This is a genomic window from Undibacterium sp. CY21W (assembly GCF_014284265.1).
Classification (GTDB): Bacteria; Pseudomonadota; Gammaproteobacteria; order Burkholderiales; family Burkholderiaceae_D; genus Undibacterium; species Undibacterium aquatile.
On record NZ_JACOGE010000009.1, the window covers coordinates 81,506 to 98,950 of the forward strand.

Consider the following 17,445-nt stretch of genomic DNA (forward strand, 5'->3'; position numbering starts at 1 on the left):
TCTGCATTTTTCAGCAGTCTGTTTTGCTTATTTCAATGCCAGAATCCACTTAACCAAAGTTTTAGCTTCTGCTTCTGTGACTTGCGGATTCGCTGGCATAGGGATCGCGCCCCAGGTACCGCTACCACCTTTGATAACTTTTTGTATCAGTTTCGCTTCTGCAGTTTTATCGCCCGCATATTTTTTTGCTACTTCTTTGTAGCCAGGACCGACGACTTTATTATCAACCGCATGACATGCCAGACAATTTTTCGCTTTTGCCAGATCGGCATTTGCCAGCGCCGAGCCAGATGCCAATACTGCCAGAGCAGCACCTACGATTAAGGAATATTTCATTGTTCTCTCCAGGTTAAAAATGCCGTTTCATTTTAACGCTTTTCAGAGATTTGAACACGACTGAAAACATGCTGGTTGACCTGCCACGCAATACGTTTTAATCTGCTGACAAAAGGAAACTAATTATGCTACTGATCATCCCGCTGTTCTTATTGCTGGTCTTAAAACTTGCCGAAGTGTCGGTGTTCGCCACGATGTCCTGGTGGTGGATTATTGGCGGCGCAATATTTGCCTTTTTGTGGTTTGAATTTTTCGAACGCATGCTGGGTCTGGATAAACGCAAAGATGATGCGCACTTCGAAAAAATGAAGGCAGAACGCCTGAAACGGACGTTTGATAAAAAAGTCGGTCGTCGTTGATGACACTCAGTTTTAAGAAAACACAAAGCCGACATTGGGTCGGCTTTTTTTACGGACAAGAAAACCGGTAATCTTCACGCATGAGCAATTCTGATCTGCGCCATCTGGAATTACGCCAGCTTCGCTATTTCATCGCGGTTGCGGAAGAAATGCATTTTGGTAAAGCCGCACTACGCCTGAATATGACCCAACCGCCGCTATCGCAAGCGATTCAGTCGCTCGAAACCTTGCTCGGTACCGCACTGTTTATCCGTACCACCCGCCATACCGCGCTGACGCCCGCCGGAATTGCTTTGCTGCCGGAAGCCAGACGGCTGCTGGAACAGGCGAATAGTCTGCGTCAGTTGGCACAAAGAGCCGCCGCTGGTGCACAAGGGCATTTGTCTCTCGCCTTCGTCTCCGTCGCCGATTACAGCATACTGCCGCCGACGTTGAGAGCGTTTCGCCAAAGTCATCCCGACGTCAGCATAGAGTTGCGTGAAGCGACGACCGATGTCCAACTCGATGCACTGGAAAAAAGTGAAATTGACGCCGGCTTCATGATCCCGCCTTTACCCGAAAAACTGCAACAGCTTTTGTGCTATCAGAAAATTCTGACCGAACCGCTGATGCTGGCGGCACCTGAGCACTTACTACCGCGTCACAGTTCACTCAAAATGGAAAACTGTCCGGATCTGCCATTAATCTTATTCCCCCGCAAAATCGCGCCGTCATTGCACGATGCCATACTCGGCCATTTCCACGCGGTGGGGAAAACGCCGGTCATCGGCCAGGAGGCAATACAGATGCAAACCATCGTCGGTCTGGTCTCGGCTGGCATGGGTATCGCACTTGTGCCACAATCCGTCTCGAACTTGCAGCGCCCCGGCGTGGTCTATCATCCGATTGAACATGCCGCACCTGCAGTAGAGATCGGCATCGTCTGGCGCAAAGATAATCCGTCAGCGGTACTCGCCTCCTTTTTACAGCTTTTACATACAACCACATGCTGATTCATCCTAATCCTGATCCCGTCGCTTTTGCCATTGGCCCCCTTTCCGTGCATTGGTATGGCCTGATGTATATGGTCGCCTTTGCCCAGTTTATTGTTCTGGGCCGTTATCGCCTCAGATTGCCGCATGTCGCCGCCAAAGGCTGGACCCGCGAACATATCGACGACATGCTTTTTTATGGCGTGCTTGGCGTGATCCTCGGCGGTCGTCTTGGCGAAGTGCTTTTTTACGGGCTGCCCTACTACCTCGACAATCCGCTGGAAATTTTAAAAGTCTGGAAAGGCGGCATGTCATTTCATGGCGGTTTTCTCGGTGTGCTGATTGCGATGTCCTTGTGGGCGCGTAAAGCAAAAATGCATCTGGCGGATGTGTACGATTTCATCGCGCCGCTCGTGCCGCTTGGTTATGCGGCTGGCCGCATCGGCAACTTCATCAATCACGAATTGCCGGGGCGCGTTGCCTCCGCCGATTTACCGTGGGCGATGATCTGGCCCGGCGTCGATCATCCTGTACATCCATCGCCGCTGTATCAGGCACTGGTCGATGGTGTTTTACTGTTCATTATTTTGTGGATCTTCGCCAGCAAAGCACGGCCTCGGCTGGCAGTTGGTTCGCTGTTTGTGATCCTGTATGGCTGTGCCCGCTTCTGCACAGAATACTTCCGCACGCCGGATTACGAAGTCAGTTTCGCCGGACTCACGATCTCTGCCGGACAGATGCTTTCTCTGCCGATGATAGTGGTCGGCGCGCTGCTGCTGTTCTGGTCTTACCGTCAGAAAAAATCCTCGTAATTGCTGTAATTTTGGGGAGTATATGTAAAAAACACCTTAATCTCCTCGTAAACAAAGGAGGTTTAAATATACTCCCCCCAGTATATTTCATGCTTTTATCGCCTTAAATAGCCTCCTGAAGATCGCCTCAACAATGCGTATTCAGACTAAAACCGGCGTCACCGACCGCATTATCCGGATAAAAAAGCGGCTGATTATTTCGCATTCTGACGAACTAATCAGTCGCTTTTTTGTCTCATAAAACTGGACCGCATTCTTCCCCTTGCATTACTTTTGATGCAGGCGATTGAATGACATTTCATGAACTCTATTTCAACCGATTTTAAAAAATTAAAGGGACTCTCACATGCAACGCACCCTGCTCTCGCTTGCCGTCCTGGCAGCTATCTCTGCCGGCAGCACCAGCGCCGCTTTTGCCCAAACCACGACCGCAGCCATAACGACTACCGCAGCCGCCCGCAGTTCAGGCATAGACCTGCAATGGATAGATACCAGCGTTCGGCCACAGGATGATTTCTTCAAATTCATGTCCGGTAAATGGCTGGCGAATGCAGAGATTCCGGCAGACCGCGCCCGCTTTGGTTCTTTCGATCAGTTGCGCGACTTATCCGAACAACGTTCGTATGACATCATCAAAGCATTAGCCGCAGACAGCAAATTGAAAGCGGGCAGCAACGAGAAAAAAATCGCCGATCTTTACAATAGTTTCATGGATGAAGCACAGGCTGAGAAACTTGATATTGCGCCGCTCAAAGCGACATTCAACCGCATTGACCGTTTCACCAAAAAAGAAGATTTGCCAGCACTGATTTCTAATCTGTCCAAACTCGGCGTTTCGCTGCCGGTGCAATCCGGCATCGGCCAGGATGCACGTGATTCCAGCAAATACGCAGTGTATGTCAGTCAGGGTGGACTTGGTTTGCCAGACCGTGATTACTACCTGAAAGACGACGATGCCAAGCTCAAAGGCTTCCGCGATGCTTACGTTAAACACATAGAAAAAATGCTGGAAATGAGCGGTCAGAAAGACGCTGAAAAAGCGGCCGCCAGCATCCTTGCATTGGAAACAGAAATCGCGAAAATCCAATGGACCAAAGTCGAAAACCGGAACCCGGTCAAAACCTACAACAAAATTGAAAAAGCAAAATTAGCAGAACTGCTGCCCGGCTTCGACTGGACCGCCTATTTCGCTGGCACTGGCGTCGGCAACCGCGTGGATTACGTCATCGTTCGTCAACCAGGTTTCCTCAGTGGCATGGCAAAAATCATCCAGGACACACCTGTTTCCGTATGGCAGTCCTATTACAAATGGAAAGTGCTGAGTGCGTATGCCAGCCTGTTATCGAAGCGCTTTGTTGATGAAGATTTCAACTTCTCCAGCGTGACATTACGCGGCATTCCAGCCAACCAGCCGCGCTGGAAACGTGGTGTGGCACGCGTGGAAGAAAGCATGTCGGAAGCACTGGGCAAACTGTATGTCGCCAAATACTTCCCGCCTGAGAATAAAGCACGCATGGAAGAACTGGTGAAAAATCTGACGCTCGCGTACAAACAAAGCATAGAAACGCTGGACTGGATGAGCCCTGAAACCAAAAAAGAAGCGCTCACCAAACTCGCTAAATTCACACCAAAAATCGGCTACCCGGATGTGTGGCGCGATTACAGCAAACTGGTCATCAAAAAAGACGATCTGGTCGGCAACGTGATGCGTGGCCGTGAACATGAATACTTACGCCAATTGTCCAAATTAGGTCAGCCAGTCAGCCGCAAAGAATGGGGCATGAGCCCACAAACCGTGAATGCGTATTACAACTCACGTCAGAATGAAATCGTATTCCCGGCGGCGATTCTGCAACCGCCATTCTTCAATCCGGCAGCAGATGATGCGGTGAATTACGGCGGCATCGGTGCCGTGATCGGGCATGAAATCAGCCATGGCTTTGATGATTCCGGCAGTCAGTCTGATGGCGACGGCAATCTGCGTGACTGGTGGACGAAAGAAGACAAAGCGAATTTCGGCAAACTGACCGCAGCGATGATCGCACAATACAACGCGTATAGCCCGCTGCCAGGTTATAACGTCAACGGCGCGCTGACACTCGGTGAAAACATCGCCGATAACTCCGGTTTATCAATCGCCTATAAAGCGTATCAGATCTCACTCGGCGGCAAAGCGGCACCGGTGATTGACGGTTACACTGGCGACCAGCGTTTGTTCATGGGCTGGGCACAAGTCTGGCGTGGTAAGGCGCGTGATGCTGAAGCGATTCGTCTGATCAACACCGACCCACACTCACCAGCGGCGGTACGTGGTAATGCGCCACTGACCAACCTGCCAGCTTTTTACTCTGCGTTTGGTGTCAAAGAAGGCGACAAAATGTACACCGCGCCAGAGAAACGCATCACGATCTGGTAATAACATCAGCGATGTGAATCTGTATTCACATCACACCAGAAGCTGATTTCAACAATCAGTCCAAGCTCTCTTTCTCTAAAAGGAAAGGGAGCTTTTTTTAAATTCAGCCTTGACATCGATCTGCGTAAGGCTTTACATTAAACCCATGCGTACATCCACTCATATCACTGCTGCGAAAACAACTACCGGACACAGACCCGCTCTGCTGCTCGCGTTTTCGGGCTGGATGCTACTGACTCTGCTATCACTGGCATCTCTGCTACTACCTAAATAAGCAAAGCAATTCTGCTAAAAAAGTAGTCTCAATCAGGTTTTACTCCCGTTTTTATTTTCAGTTTTTCCGACTTCACCGAAGTCCTCCTTCAGGAATCCGCATGTACATCAGCGCCAGATTAATCAGCCGTTTTCAGCGTCGTAGCGACGCCGGGCTGATGCTGTCCGTCGCTGTGCAAGCACTGCTATCCGTACTACGACTACCGATCGGTTAACTGGCCTCGCGTACTGTTTGCTGGCCGTCAGTTAACCTCTGAGCGCCAGCTTCATTCCGTTCAACAGTCCAGACCACTATCGCTTGAAAGCGAGGCGGACTGCCGCCAAAACCTAGCCGAGAGATACAGATGCTTGCTCAACCATCGAACAAATACCGCCCGTTTCCTCCAATCGATTTGCCCGCACGTCAGTGGCCAGAACGCGTCATCAGTGCAGCACCCATCTGGATGAGCACCGATTTACGCGATGGGAATCAGGCACTGACAGAACCCATGAACAGCGCCACCAAATTGCGCTTTTTTGAAATGCTGACACGCATCGGTCTGAAAGAAATTGAAGTGGCGTTCCCGGCGGCATCGGACACCGACTTCGATTTCGTCCGTCAGTTAATAACGGAACAGCGGATTCCTGATGACGTGACGATAGAGGTATTGACTCAGGCTCGCCCCGAACTGATACACAGAACCATCGCGTCGCTGAAAGGTGCACGACGTGCGATCGTGCATTTGTATAACCCGATTGCACCCGCATTTCGCCGTATCGTCTTTGCAAAAAGCCGCGAAGAAATAAAGCAAATTGCCATCGCCGGAACGCAACTGATCAAAACGCTGACCGACGCACAACCGGAAACCGAGTGGATTTTTGAATATTCACCGGAAACCTTCAGCATGGCTGAGCTCGATTTTTCGAAAGAAATATGCGACGCCGTCAGCGAAATATGGCAAGCGACACCTGAGCGGAAAATCATCATCAACTTGCCGGGCACCGTTGAATCAAGTACGCCGAATATTTATGCAGATCAGATTGAATGGATGCACAGGCATCTCACTTACCGCTCTGCGACCGTGCTCAGCATTCATCCGCATAATGACCGTGGTACCGCCGTTGCGGCAGCCGAACTGGCCATCATGGCCGGCGCCGATCGTGTTGAAGGCTGCCTGTTCGGGAATGGCGAACGCACTGGCAATGTCGATCTTGTGACGCTGGCACTGAACTTATATACCCAGGGTATACATCCGCAGCTTGATTTTTCTGACATCGATTCTGTGCGTCAGTGTGTGGAAGAGTGCAATCAATTGCCGGTACATCCGCGTCACCCTTATGCCGGCGATTTGGTACATACCGCATTTTCAGGCTCACATCAGGATGCCATAAAAAAAGGACTGGCTCAGCAAGACCCACAAGGTTTTTGGGAAGTCCCGTATTTACCTATCGATCCACAAGATATAGGGCGTAATTACGATGCTGTCATCCGCGTCAACAGTCAGTCAGGTAAAGGCGGAATGGCATTTTTACTTGAACATGAATATGGCATACGGCTGCCACGTCGCTTACAAATCGAATTCAGTCAAGTCATTCAGCGCGTTGCAGACAGCAGCGGCAAAGAAATGCAGGCGTCAGAAATTTTTCATATTTTCAGTCAGGAATACCTGACACCGTTTCCGCACTACGCTTATCAGGCACATCAGCTTCTGGAACACAGAGCACAGCCATCCGATTCAGCGCAATTATCGTTGCAGCTGGAGCTGCTGTCTCACGGACAATCACAAGTTATCCGTGCGACAGGCCGTGGCATTCATGAAACCTTACATCGGGCCTTTCAGTCACAAGGCATAGAACTGCAGATATTCAGCCACAGCGAAGAAAAAATACGTCAGAATCCGGAAAGTAAAGTGCTTTGTATTCTGGAAATACGAGTGAACGGCGCGCGCGAGTTTGGTGTTGCAATGGCCGATACCAGTGAGGCGGCGTCGATACAAGCCACCATTAACGCGATTAACCGGCGACAACATCAACGTCTGGAAGAAACAATACTCTGACGTTGGCACATTAAACCAACAATACCCGCAGCGGCATCATAGTTCGTGTTGATACCGCTGCAGATATCAGCTACAAGTATTCTGATCATTACGTTAAACTGTCTGTCAACACTGAGCGTACCGGTTTTACTGATCACGCTGTTTGGCAACGCAGCATCAAATCGTGTCGGGACAGGTACAGCTGAATTTATCCATGATCGCCTGAAGGAATTGTATGGAACAGTATTGTGCAAAAGTAGTTTGGAATCGCGGTGAGCAAAATTTCAGTGACAATAAATATAGCCGCGGTCATGAATGGAAATTTGACGGTGGCCTGACGGTACCTGCGTCTTCAGCACCATCATCCGTTCCTCTGCCGTTATCGGTTGCTGAAAACATAGATCCGGAAGAAGCACTGGTCGCCGCGCTTTCGAGCTGTCATATGCTGTTTTTTCTCGCCTTCGCCAGCAAACAAGGCTTTATCGTTGACAGTTATGAAGATAACGCCGCCGGCATCATGGAAAAAAATGAAAAAAGACGGATGTCCATCACCCGTATAGAACTGCGCCCGCATACTGTATTTTCCGGGTCAACCATTCCGACTGCGGAACAAATTCTGGCGCTGCATCACTTGTCCCACGAGCACTGTTATATAGCGAACTCTATCCGTGCAGAAGTCGTCATTACCCCAGTGTGAGCGAATAAAATGTACACGCCCACAGCGTTCTCCGAGCAAAAAATTGAAGTACTGCATGCACTGATAGCTGAGCATCCTCTGGCGAGCATAGTGACTCAGGCTGAGGATGGCTTGACTGCGGATCATATTCCCTTGATCATCGCCCCGCCGAGTGCTGATGCACCGTTCGGCACGCTGCGCGGACACGTCGCGCGACAAAATCCACTATGGCAGTACCCGTCAGAAATGCTGTGTATTTTTCAGGGGCCAAGCGCTTACATCACACCTAGTTGGTATGAAGAAAAAAAACAGAATGGCGCCGTTGTTCCTACATACAACTATGCAGTGGTACACACATACGGAAAGTTACGTGTCGTCGAAGATCAACAGGAATTTCTCGCGCTGCTCGATAGCCTGACCACACATTTTGAGGCTCAACGGACGAAGCCGTGGCACATCAGCGATGCCCCATCAGACTATATTCATCATCTGATGGAGGCCATCGTCGGCATCGAAATCCCCATCACCCGCATCACGGGAAAATGGAAAGTAAGTCAGAATAAAATAACGAAAAACCGTATCAATATTGCGATGGGTTTGCGTGAGGAAAATAATCAGGATGGCATTGCGATGGCAGACCTGATGGAACAAGCTTTGTTTTCTCCGAATGAAAATAACACGTAAAAAATATTGCGTTTTTCACGCCGGGTTTCATACAGCTGTATATGCCGGCGTCTCGTTGCAGTGTCTTGGAATACAAGTTGATACGTAAAAGGCTGCAAGCCTGAACCGAATAGTTTTTCTTTTTTTTACTGAGAGTTTCTGCACCAAACAAAAAGTCATTCCGCCCTGGAAAACAACTTCAGAAAGCATGCCATGCCGACGAAAAAGAACGTGTATTTCTATATCTACATTTCTTATTTTTTTACCGGACTCATTCTGATTTTTGCGCTGATTATGGGCGCGGTACAATTTCCGCACATGAGCAGAATCATTCTCGCGCAGGCAAACAATGCATATGAGCTGATCGGTAAAGAAATTACCACGGATGTCCGGGAAATTTATGAGCCGGTAAAAAACCAGACTGAAATTCTGGCGCAGATTCACCCCTTACCCGGTAACAGCCTGAATGAACGACTGCGGAATGTCGCCTATCTGGCGAAAGCAATAGAAAAACTGCCATCGGCAACCTCCACCTATGTCGGTTATGCCAATGGCGATTTTTTCCTGTTGCGTCAGTTTGCAAAATCGAATGGCGGCAAAGAAGTATTTAACGCCCCGCCCGATACCGTCTGGATAGCACAAAGCACCAGCCATGATCATGGTCATCTGGTCGAATACATTGTGTATCTGAACGGCAATCTCAAAGAAATAAAACGGCTGGAAATTCCTTTAAGAAATTTCGATCCGCGTCAACGTAACTGGTACTTGTCTGCGATGGAAAATCAAACCAGGGCAAACGTGTCGGAACCCTATTATTTCTTTACTACCGGACAAATCGGTATCACCTACTCACAAAAAATTGTGAATGAAGAAGCGGTGGTTGGCATCGACATTGAAATACCGACGATACAAGACATCATCAGGAATCACAACGTCACGCCCTCAACTTCGATTGTGCTGACGGACCAGCAAGGGCAGTTACTCGCGTGGAAAAACGGGCGCGATGGCAGCTATAAGCCGCAGATCAGCGTACGTAAGGATGGCAGCAAAGGCATGCCACTGCTCTCAGACCAGGATGCGCCTGTGCTGAATCAAATAAGAAAAACTGACGGATCGGCGCCAGCAGAACAGGCTCACACTAAAAGTGCAGCGATTGATGTACATGGTGAGATATGGTCAACATATCAGACCAGACTGCACATTCCGGGTGGGCAGGATCTGAACATACTGATCGCCAGTCCACATGCGGAGCTGCTGGCAGACATCCTGAGCATGCGCAAACAAAACATCGTGATATTTGCGCTACTGCTGCTCGGAGAAATCGGCGTAACAATTTATTTTTCACGTCTGGCGTCAAAGCCGTTGAATCAACTATCAGACGAAGCGAAAAAAATTGCGCACTTCGACTTTCACAGCAAAATAGAAATTGAATCGCGTATCAGAGAAATTGCCGATCTCGCTGATTCTATGAAAGGAATGAAAGCAACCATACAATCGTTTCTCGACATCGCCAGCAGCCTTGCATCAGAAAGTAATTACGATCGTCTGCTGGCCAGAGTTTTAAAAGAAATGTCTGAAATAACAGGTGCTAAATCGGGCCTGCTGTATCTGTACGAACCGCAAAAAAATGCGCTGAATGTTGTACAGATTTATGCCGATCATCAAGTGATTGAAACAGATGCACAAAGCGTCGTCATGAGCGATCACAGCCATCCGGTTGTTGCGGCCTGCCATTCCGGTTCGCAAATTATGCAACTACAGGCAGGCGATCTGAAACTTTTTTTCAGTGCCTTACCAGAGTCGTCGCATGTAATGACACTGATTTCTATCCCTCTGAAAGACCGCAACAACACACTGTCAGGCGCGATCGCACTGGTGATAGACGCGGCCGGAATTGACGATGCCCATCTGGCAATGGCGGAAGCTGTATCCGGTGCTGCAGCAGTCGCAATAGAAAATCAACGTCTGATTCAGGAACAGAAAGCCTTGCTGGCATCGTTCATACAACTGATCGCCAGTGCGATTGATGCCAAAAGCCCCTACACCGGAGGACATTGCCAGCGCGTTCCTGTGCTGACAAAATTACTCGCACAAGCAGCCTGCAGAGAAACCAGCGGGCCTTATGCCAGCTTTGATCTGAATGACGAAGAGTGGGAAGAATTACATGTAGCTTCGTGGTTGCATGACTGCGGTAAAGTAACGACACCGGAGTACATCGTCGATAAGGCCACGAAACTGGAAACACTATATGACCGTATTCATGAAATACGCATGCGCTTTGAAGTAATGAAACGCGATGCCGAAATCGCCTGCTGGCAAGCCATTGCCAATGGCGGAAATACGGCAGAACTGAAAGAAAAACTTAGTTCCGAAATCAGACAACTGGATGATGACTTTGCCTTTATTGCCGAATGCAATGAAGGTGGAGAATTCATGGCGCCAGATAAAATGGCCCGTATAAAAGCGATCGCTGAACGCACATGGCTCAGAACATTATCTGACCGCATCGGCATTTCACACGACGAAAAAGAACGCAAAAACCGTACTCCGGAACCGGCACTGCCCGTAAGCGAATACCTGCTCAGCGACAAACCAGAACATATTTTTACCCGCTCAGCACGCGATCACATTCCTGCAGATAATCCCTGGGGCTTCAAGATCAAGGTGCCAGAGAATTTATATAACCGCGGCGAGCTGTATAACCTGTGCGTAACCCGGGGCACATTGTCCGAAGAAGAGCGCTATAAAATCAATGAGCACATGACGCAAACCATCATGATGCTGGAAAAATTGCCATTCCCGCGCTATCTGGCAAAAGTACCTGAAATCGCTGGTGGTCATCACGAAAAAATGGATGGCACCGGCTATCCGAAACGCCTGACCGGCGCTGAGATGAGTATCACCGCCCGTATGATGGCCATCGCTGACATCTTTGAAGCCCTGACAGCTGCCGACCGCCCCTACAAAAATGGTAAGACCTTATCCGAAGCCATCAGGATTATGAGCTTCATGAAAAAAGACCAGCATATTGATGGTGACTTGTTCACGTTATTCCTGAAATCAGGTATTTATCTGGAATACGCGAAAATGTTTATGGAGGCTGAACAAATTGATGAGGTTGATGTCAATATGTATTTAGCACCAGCAGATCACATTAAGTAACTCGGCAGTTGATGTCCTCAAGGCACAGTATGCTCACACCAGCTTGAGACACCGATGTCCGCTACAAATTTACAAAAAAAACGGCTTATTTACTAGCCGTTTTTTTGTTTTCAAAGTATGCCAAATTAACGTTTCAAACCTGAGAATATCCCAGAGTAAGCTGTATTTGGCACTGACCAACGTCCAGTAACACTACCGTTAGCGGAATCAATACTGCCACTAAAAGTAGCGCTGCCTGCATAACCAGTACTTGTCATTGATACGCTACCACTGGACGAAACCGTACCTGAAACGGTAAACGTCAAGTTATAAACTGTGGAATAGCCAGTTCCGATAATACGACCATCATTTCCAAGGCTCACACTGAAGGTGCCATTGTCGGCACCACTGAAACTACCGGAATAGTTACCGGAAAAACTGGCTACCGTCGGTATGCTGCTACCAAATTGAAAGCGGCTGAGCGGAATCACGACTCCATTTGGCATGGTCAGGCTGGCCACTGTCGAACTCTGAAATTTCAGCGTCACATTACCAACGTTAGCGTTAACCATTTGTGCCGGCTTAAAAAGACCAGTCAGCGTCTGGCCATTTCCGTACTGCTGCCAAACGCCCTGATAAGTATCTGTACTGACAGGTAAGATCGGGCCAAAGGTGTACCAGGTAGGATTACCTGCATCATCGTACATATACCCCGCCATATACAGCGTCCCATTCTGCACTTCTATGGTGTAACCGCGTCCACCTTCGGCCGGATTCCACCACCAGCCAGTTTGCGGCGCAGTCGGTGACACAGGAGCATTAACGCCGCCAGCAACAATATTGAACCGTTCAATCGGAACCGTACCACCTGGCCACGTCATCAAACCATGTGAAGGATCTGAGAATACGATGCTGACGTTACCGCTATTCATTGTTCCGGTCACAGGATGATAAGTGCCGGTCAACGACTGACCACCCAGATAAGTAATTAACGGCGCACTGAACGTCGAGCCTGACATGGCGGCAGGCCCTGCCGCAAGCCACGTTGCACGCCCTGACGGATCATACAAGTAACCTGCGAGATAGATTGTTCCATTTTGCACTTCCAATGCGAAACCTCGACCACCCTCGGCCGGATTCCACCACCAGCCAGACTGAGGTACAACTGCATACACATTTGCCACGAAAGCAAAAAACGCAATGAAGCTAAAAATTATATTTTTGCAGATTTTCAAATACTTCATATACCACCTTAAAAAATTGATTTATCGAGAATAATCAACGACAAAAGTATGCACTTTTTCAAAGTTGAAAAGGCTAACATCAATACTTAATTGACAATGATTTTTTACAAATAGTTACCCCATTCTTCACGTCATTTTTTTGGTAATCAAACGACTCTTTTTCCATCTTGTATTGCTTGAAAAAAAAGAAAATCCGCTTTTGCTACAAAAAAGCGGATCAAGGTCGGTAAAAAACGCAGATAAAATCTAATCGCCGGATACTTGCGCCTTCGCCAGCATTGCATGCAATAACACGTTGCACCCGGCAGCCAGATGCTCCGGTTTTGCGTCTTCGATTTCGTTATGGCTGATACCGTCTTTGCAAGGGACAAAGATCATGCCCGAAGGTGCCAGTCTGGCGGTGTAGATGGCGTCATGACCCGCACCGGAAACGACATCCATCGTGCTGTAACCCAGCGTGGCAGTCGCATTGCGCACGGCATCCACGCAATCAGGATGAAACGGACATGGCGGATAATAAGACACTCTTTCAACGCTGATCTGAAGCCCGCTGTTGTTGCTGGTCTGTTCAACAAACGCCAGTATTTCCTGATGCATGGTATCGAGTAATTCAGAAGACACGTTGCGCAGATCAATACTGAATTTGACTTCACCGGGAATCACATTGCGGCTATTCGGAAACACCTGCACCATGCCAACAGTGCCGCGACCATACGGCGGATAGCGATTACCGATGTTCACCACTTCCTGCATGATGCCGGTTGCGACTTGCAAGGCGTCCTTGCGCAAGCCCATAGGCGTGGGACCTGCATGCGCTTCCATCCCGGTGACCACGCAATCGTACCAGGATAAACCCAGCACACCGGGAACCACACCGATCACTTTGTCCGCATCTTCAAGCACTGGCCCTTGTTCTATATGCGTTTCAAAATATGCACCGATAGGATGCTGGCCGGGTACTTCTGTACCTTTATAGCCTATGCGCTCAAGCTCATCACCGACGGTTTTTCCTTCGGTATCTTTCGCGGCATAAGCGGTTTCCAGCGTAAATGCGCCACAGAAGACGCCTGAGCCCATCATCACCGGCACAAAGCGTGAGCCTTCTTCATTGGTCCAGAACGCGACTTCGATCGGCGCTTCGGTTTCGATATGGTGATCGTTCAGCGTACGCACAACCTCAAGCGCAGCCAGCACGCCATAGTTGCCGTCGAACTTGCCGCCAGTAGGCTGGGTATCGATATGACTACCGGACATCACCGGCGGCAGCGCAGAATTTCGCCCCGCCCTGCGCATGAAGACATTGCCGATCTGATCGATGGTGATACTCATGCCCGCCTGCTTACCCCAGGAGACAACCAGATCGCGGCCCTGCTTATCCAAATCAGTCAGCGCCAGACGTTTCACACCACCTTTGGCAGTCGCGCCTATCTGCGCGAGTTCCATCAGTGATGACCATAAGCGCTCACCGTTAATTCTCAAGTCTGCTACAGACATGCTTTACTCCTTCAGATTGCGTTGTGCATTTTGCTGAGTGCACCGAACATCGCTGAAAACGGCGGGCGCTTGATGTATTTGCCGCTACCGGCAACGGCACGCAAATCACCCTCTTTAAAAACCAGTTGACCGCCACTGATCGTATGGGTAGGAATACCCTTGACTGTGCGTCCTTCAAAGACGTTAAAATCGCCTTTCGAAAACTGTGTTTTTACCGATAAAGTTTTGCTGCCTTCCGCATCCCACAACACGATGCCAGCATCGGCACCGGCAGCAATCACGCCTTTACGCGGGTAGATGTTAAAAATCTGGGCGCAATTAGCTGACGTGACTTTGACAAATTCGGAAGGCGTCAGACGGCCAGTATTCACACCGGCATCCCACAGTACCATCATGCGTTCTTCTATGCCGCCACAACCATTCGGAATTTTGGTGAAATTGTCTTTGCCTGCCGCTTTTTGTTCAGCGCAAAACGTGCAGTGATCGGTCGCCGTGGTGTGCAGATTACCGCCCTGCAATCCCTGCCACAGTGCCTGCTGATGACTGCTGCTGCGGAAAGGAGGACTCATCACATGCCCGGCTGCCTGCGCAAATTCGGGGTGTTGATACACGCTATCGTTAATCGTCAGATGCCCGGCCAACACTTCGCCAAAGACACGTTGGCCGCTCGCACGGGCGCGGCTGATCGCGCCCAGAGATTCGGCACACGACACATGCACGACATACAGCGGCGTATTGAGTACATTCGCAATCGCGATGGCACGCTGCGCTGCTTCCCCTTCCACCATCGGTGGGCGCGATAAGGGATGAGCGTCTGGTCCGGTTTTTCCTTCTTGCAGTAAGCGTTGCTGCAACAGATAAACCAGCTCGCCATTTTCCGCATGCACGGTCGGCATGGCACCCAGCTCCAACGCCCGGCTGAAACTTTTTACGAGTATTTCGTCATCCGCCATGATGGCATTTTTATACGCCATGAAATGCTTGAAGCTGTTAACGCCATGCTCCTGCACCAGCTTGCCCATATCGGCATGCACGCTATCATCCCACCACGTTACCGCGACGTGAAACGAGTAATCCGCAGCCGATTTTTCCGCCCAGCCACGCCAGAGATGAAATGCTTCCATCAGACTTTGCTGCGGATCAGGAATAACGAAATCGATGATACTGGTGGTGCCGCCAGCCAGCCCTGCTGCGGTGCCGGTAAAGAAATCATCCTGCGTGACCGTTCCCATGAATGGCAACTGCATGTGCGTATGCGGGTCGATCCCACCTGGCATCACATACAAACCAGCGGCATCAATGATTTCAGCACCAGCAGGTGCATCCAGTTGCTCGCCTACGGCAAGAATTTTTCCGTCATCACACAACACATCTGCCTGAAATTCACGGTCCGCATTCACTACCGTACCACCACGAATCAGAATACTCATCACCCCTCCGTTCCGAATGCTGCAATGAAAGAGGTCAACTCAGGTTCACCTCGGTTGATTTCAATTTTCACAGACACGCGAATCTGTTACTTGATGCACTCATACAGAAGCGCGCTTCTTCCGCATCAACACAAAATACACGATGCCGGAAATTGCCAGACCAACAAACCAGGCATAGGTATAAATTGTTTTCAGCATGGCGGAAACTTCTGGAAAAGAAGCTGGAAATGCTGCATTCAGAAAGCCCGGAATATTCGGTATAACACCAATCGCAAATGCGATCACTGCCGCCATATTCCAGCCTTTCTGATAGCTGTATTGACCATGCTCCTCATATAAAGCTGGTACGTCAATCTTCGTTTGGCGAATGAAGTAATAGTCGATAATCAGAATACCGGCGATAGGCCCAAGCAGGGCTGAGTAGCCGATCAGCCAGGTGAAAATATAGCCTTGTGTGGTTTCCAGAATTTTCCACGGCATCATCACCAGCGCGATACCTGCCGTAATGTAGCCACCGGTTTTATACGAAATCAACTTCGGATTCAATGCAGAAAAATCGTAAGCGGGACCGACCAGATTCGCAGCGAGATTGACCGAGACGGTATCGATCAGCAAAATCACCAGCGCGATCAGCACGGCTGCACCTGTCATGCGGCTCGCGACATCCACCGGATCCCACAACGCCTTGCCGTACAAAACGACGGTCGCCGATGTAACGATCACCGCCATTAAAGCCAACAAACCCATAGGCACCGGTAAGCCAACGGTTTGACCAAGTATCTGATCTTTTTGTGATTTGGCAAAACGTGTGAAATCAGGAATGTTCAGCGCCAGTGTTGCCCAAAAACCGATCATCGCGGTCAGTGACGGCCAGAAGGTCGTCCAGAATTGCCCGGCTTTTTTTCCGCCTTCAACAAACTGTGAAGGCTGATCCAGCAAGGCACCAAAACTGCCCGCTTTGTTGTACACCCATGCCAGCAAGACAAAACAGATGAGTATCTTTAAAGGCGCGGTATATGTCTCTAGCTGGCGTATCGATTCCATGCCATGAAAAATGTACCAGAACTGTATGCCCCAGAAAATCAGAAAACAAATCAGCTGAGCGGCGTTAATCCCTAAGCCTGTGATGTTGTCGCCACCAAGCGGATGTCCGAGTAAAACACCACCGAGAGTGTAGATCATCTGCCCGCCAAACCATGTTTGTATGCCATACCAGCCACAGGCAACAATGGCACGCATGAGTGCAGGCAGACGTGCACCGCGCACACCAAACGAGGTACGCGCCAGCACCGCATAAGGGATACCATATTTCGCACCAGCGTGACCAATCAAAAGCATGGGAACCAGCACAATCGCGTTCGCCAGAAATACGGTCCAGACCGCCTGATAGCCGGACATGCCGCCCTCAATCAGACTGGCAGATAAAGTGTAAGCAGGAATGCACATCACCATGCCTACCCATAACGCGGCGAAGTGATACCACCGCCAGGTGCGCTGCGCTTCTGAGGTCGGTGCTAAATCCTCATTCCAAAGTTGATTGCTTTCCGCTTGCATATAGTTTTTCTCCAAGGTCAATATCTGAGGATTTGCACAAACACATCCATGCTAACAACGC

General features: G+C 49.5%; 13 protein-coding genes. 8 read left to right on the forward strand and 5 right to left on the reverse strand.

Features of this window, described 5'->3' with window-relative positions:
- Positions 1 to 27: 27 nt before the first annotated feature.
- Positions 28 to 336, reverse strand: a complete 309-nt coding sequence (locus tag H8K29_RS17235) for a c-type cytochrome (RefSeq protein ID WP_186898578.1) — start codon at positions 334 to 336, stop codon at positions 28 to 30.
- Between the two features lie 125 nt (positions 337 to 461).
- On the opposite strand from H8K29_RS17235, the gene H8K29_RS17240 reads away from it, so the two are divergent.
- The 8 genes from H8K29_RS17240 (at position 462) to H8K29_RS17275 (ending at position 11,683) form a co-directional block, all read left to right on the forward strand.
- Positions 462 to 695, forward strand: a complete 234-nt coding sequence (locus H8K29_RS17240) for a TIGR04438 family Trp-rich protein (RefSeq protein WP_186885962.1) — start codon at positions 462 to 464, stop codon at positions 693 to 695.
- 80 nt (positions 696 to 775) lie between these two features.
- Positions 776 to 1,687 carry a LysR family transcriptional regulator gene (locus H8K29_RS17245; RefSeq protein ID WP_186885963.1) on the forward strand — a complete coding sequence of 304 codons (912 nt, stop codon included), beginning with the start codon at positions 776 to 778 and terminating at the stop codon, positions 1,685 to 1,687.
- A complete protein-coding gene (lgt, locus tag H8K29_RS17250; RefSeq protein ID WP_186885964.1) occupies positions 1,681 to 2,478 on the forward strand; it encodes a prolipoprotein diacylglyceryl transferase in 798 nt (265 codons plus the stop codon). Before H8K29_RS17245 ends, lgt begins: the two co-directional genes overlap by 7 nt.
- 346 nt (positions 2,479 to 2,824) lie before the next feature.
- On the forward strand, positions 2,825 to 4,894 hold the full coding sequence (locus tag H8K29_RS17255) for a M13 family metallopeptidase (protein WP_186898579.1): 2,070 nt from the start codon (positions 2,825 to 2,827) through the stop codon (positions 4,892 to 4,894).
- A 617-nt stretch (positions 4,895 to 5,511) separates the two neighbouring features.
- Positions 5,512 to 7,203: a 2-isopropylmalate synthase gene (leuA, locus tag H8K29_RS17260; RefSeq protein ID WP_186898580.1), complete on the forward strand. Its 1,692-nt coding sequence runs from the start codon at positions 5,512 to 5,514 to the stop codon at positions 7,201 to 7,203.
- Positions 7,204 to 7,417: 214 nt separating this feature from the next.
- Positions 7,418 to 7,879: an OsmC family protein gene (locus H8K29_RS17265; RefSeq protein ID WP_186898581.1), complete on the forward strand. Its 462-nt coding sequence runs from the start codon at positions 7,418 to 7,420 to the stop codon at positions 7,877 to 7,879.
- A 9-nt stretch (positions 7,880 to 7,888) separates the two neighbouring features.
- Complete coding sequence (locus tag H8K29_RS17270) at positions 7,889 to 8,542, forward strand: FMN-binding negative transcriptional regulator (RefSeq protein WP_186898582.1); 654 nt, start codon at positions 7,889 to 7,891, stop codon at positions 8,540 to 8,542.
- Positions 8,543 to 8,734: 192 nt separating this feature from the next.
- Positions 8,735 to 11,683: an HD domain-containing phosphohydrolase gene (locus H8K29_RS17275; protein WP_186898583.1), complete on the forward strand. Its 2,949-nt coding sequence runs from the start codon at positions 8,735 to 8,737 to the stop codon at positions 11,681 to 11,683.
- Between the two features lie 125 nt (positions 11,684 to 11,808).
- Here H8K29_RS17275 and H8K29_RS17280 read toward each other — a convergent pair whose 3' ends face one another.
- The 4 genes from H8K29_RS17280 to H8K29_RS17295 all read right to left on the reverse strand — a co-directional run bounded on the left by H8K29_RS17280 (position 11,809) and on the right by H8K29_RS17295 (position 17,384).
- On the reverse strand, positions 11,809 to 12,846 hold the full coding sequence (locus tag H8K29_RS17280; RefSeq protein ID WP_186898584.1) for a hypothetical protein: 1,038 nt from the start codon (positions 12,844 to 12,846) through the stop codon (positions 11,809 to 11,811).
- Positions 12,847 to 13,152: 306 nt separating this feature from the next.
- Positions 13,153 to 14,400, reverse strand: coding sequence for a Zn-dependent hydrolase (locus H8K29_RS17285; protein ID WP_186898585.1), 1,248 nt, complete (start codon positions 14,398 to 14,400; stop codon positions 13,153 to 13,155).
- Between the two features lie 11 nt (positions 14,401 to 14,411).
- Positions 14,412 to 15,830 (reverse strand): dihydropyrimidinase, encoded by a 1,419-nt coding sequence (hydA, locus tag H8K29_RS17290; RefSeq protein ID WP_186898586.1) that lies wholly within the window; start codon positions 15,828 to 15,830, stop codon positions 14,412 to 14,414.
- A 99-nt stretch (positions 15,831 to 15,929) separates the two neighbouring features.
- Positions 15,930 to 17,384 (reverse strand): NCS1 family nucleobase:cation symporter-1, encoded by a 1,455-nt coding sequence (locus tag H8K29_RS17295; RefSeq protein ID WP_186898587.1) that lies wholly within the window; start codon positions 17,382 to 17,384, stop codon positions 15,930 to 15,932.
- Positions 17,385 to 17,445 lie beyond the last annotated feature (61 nt).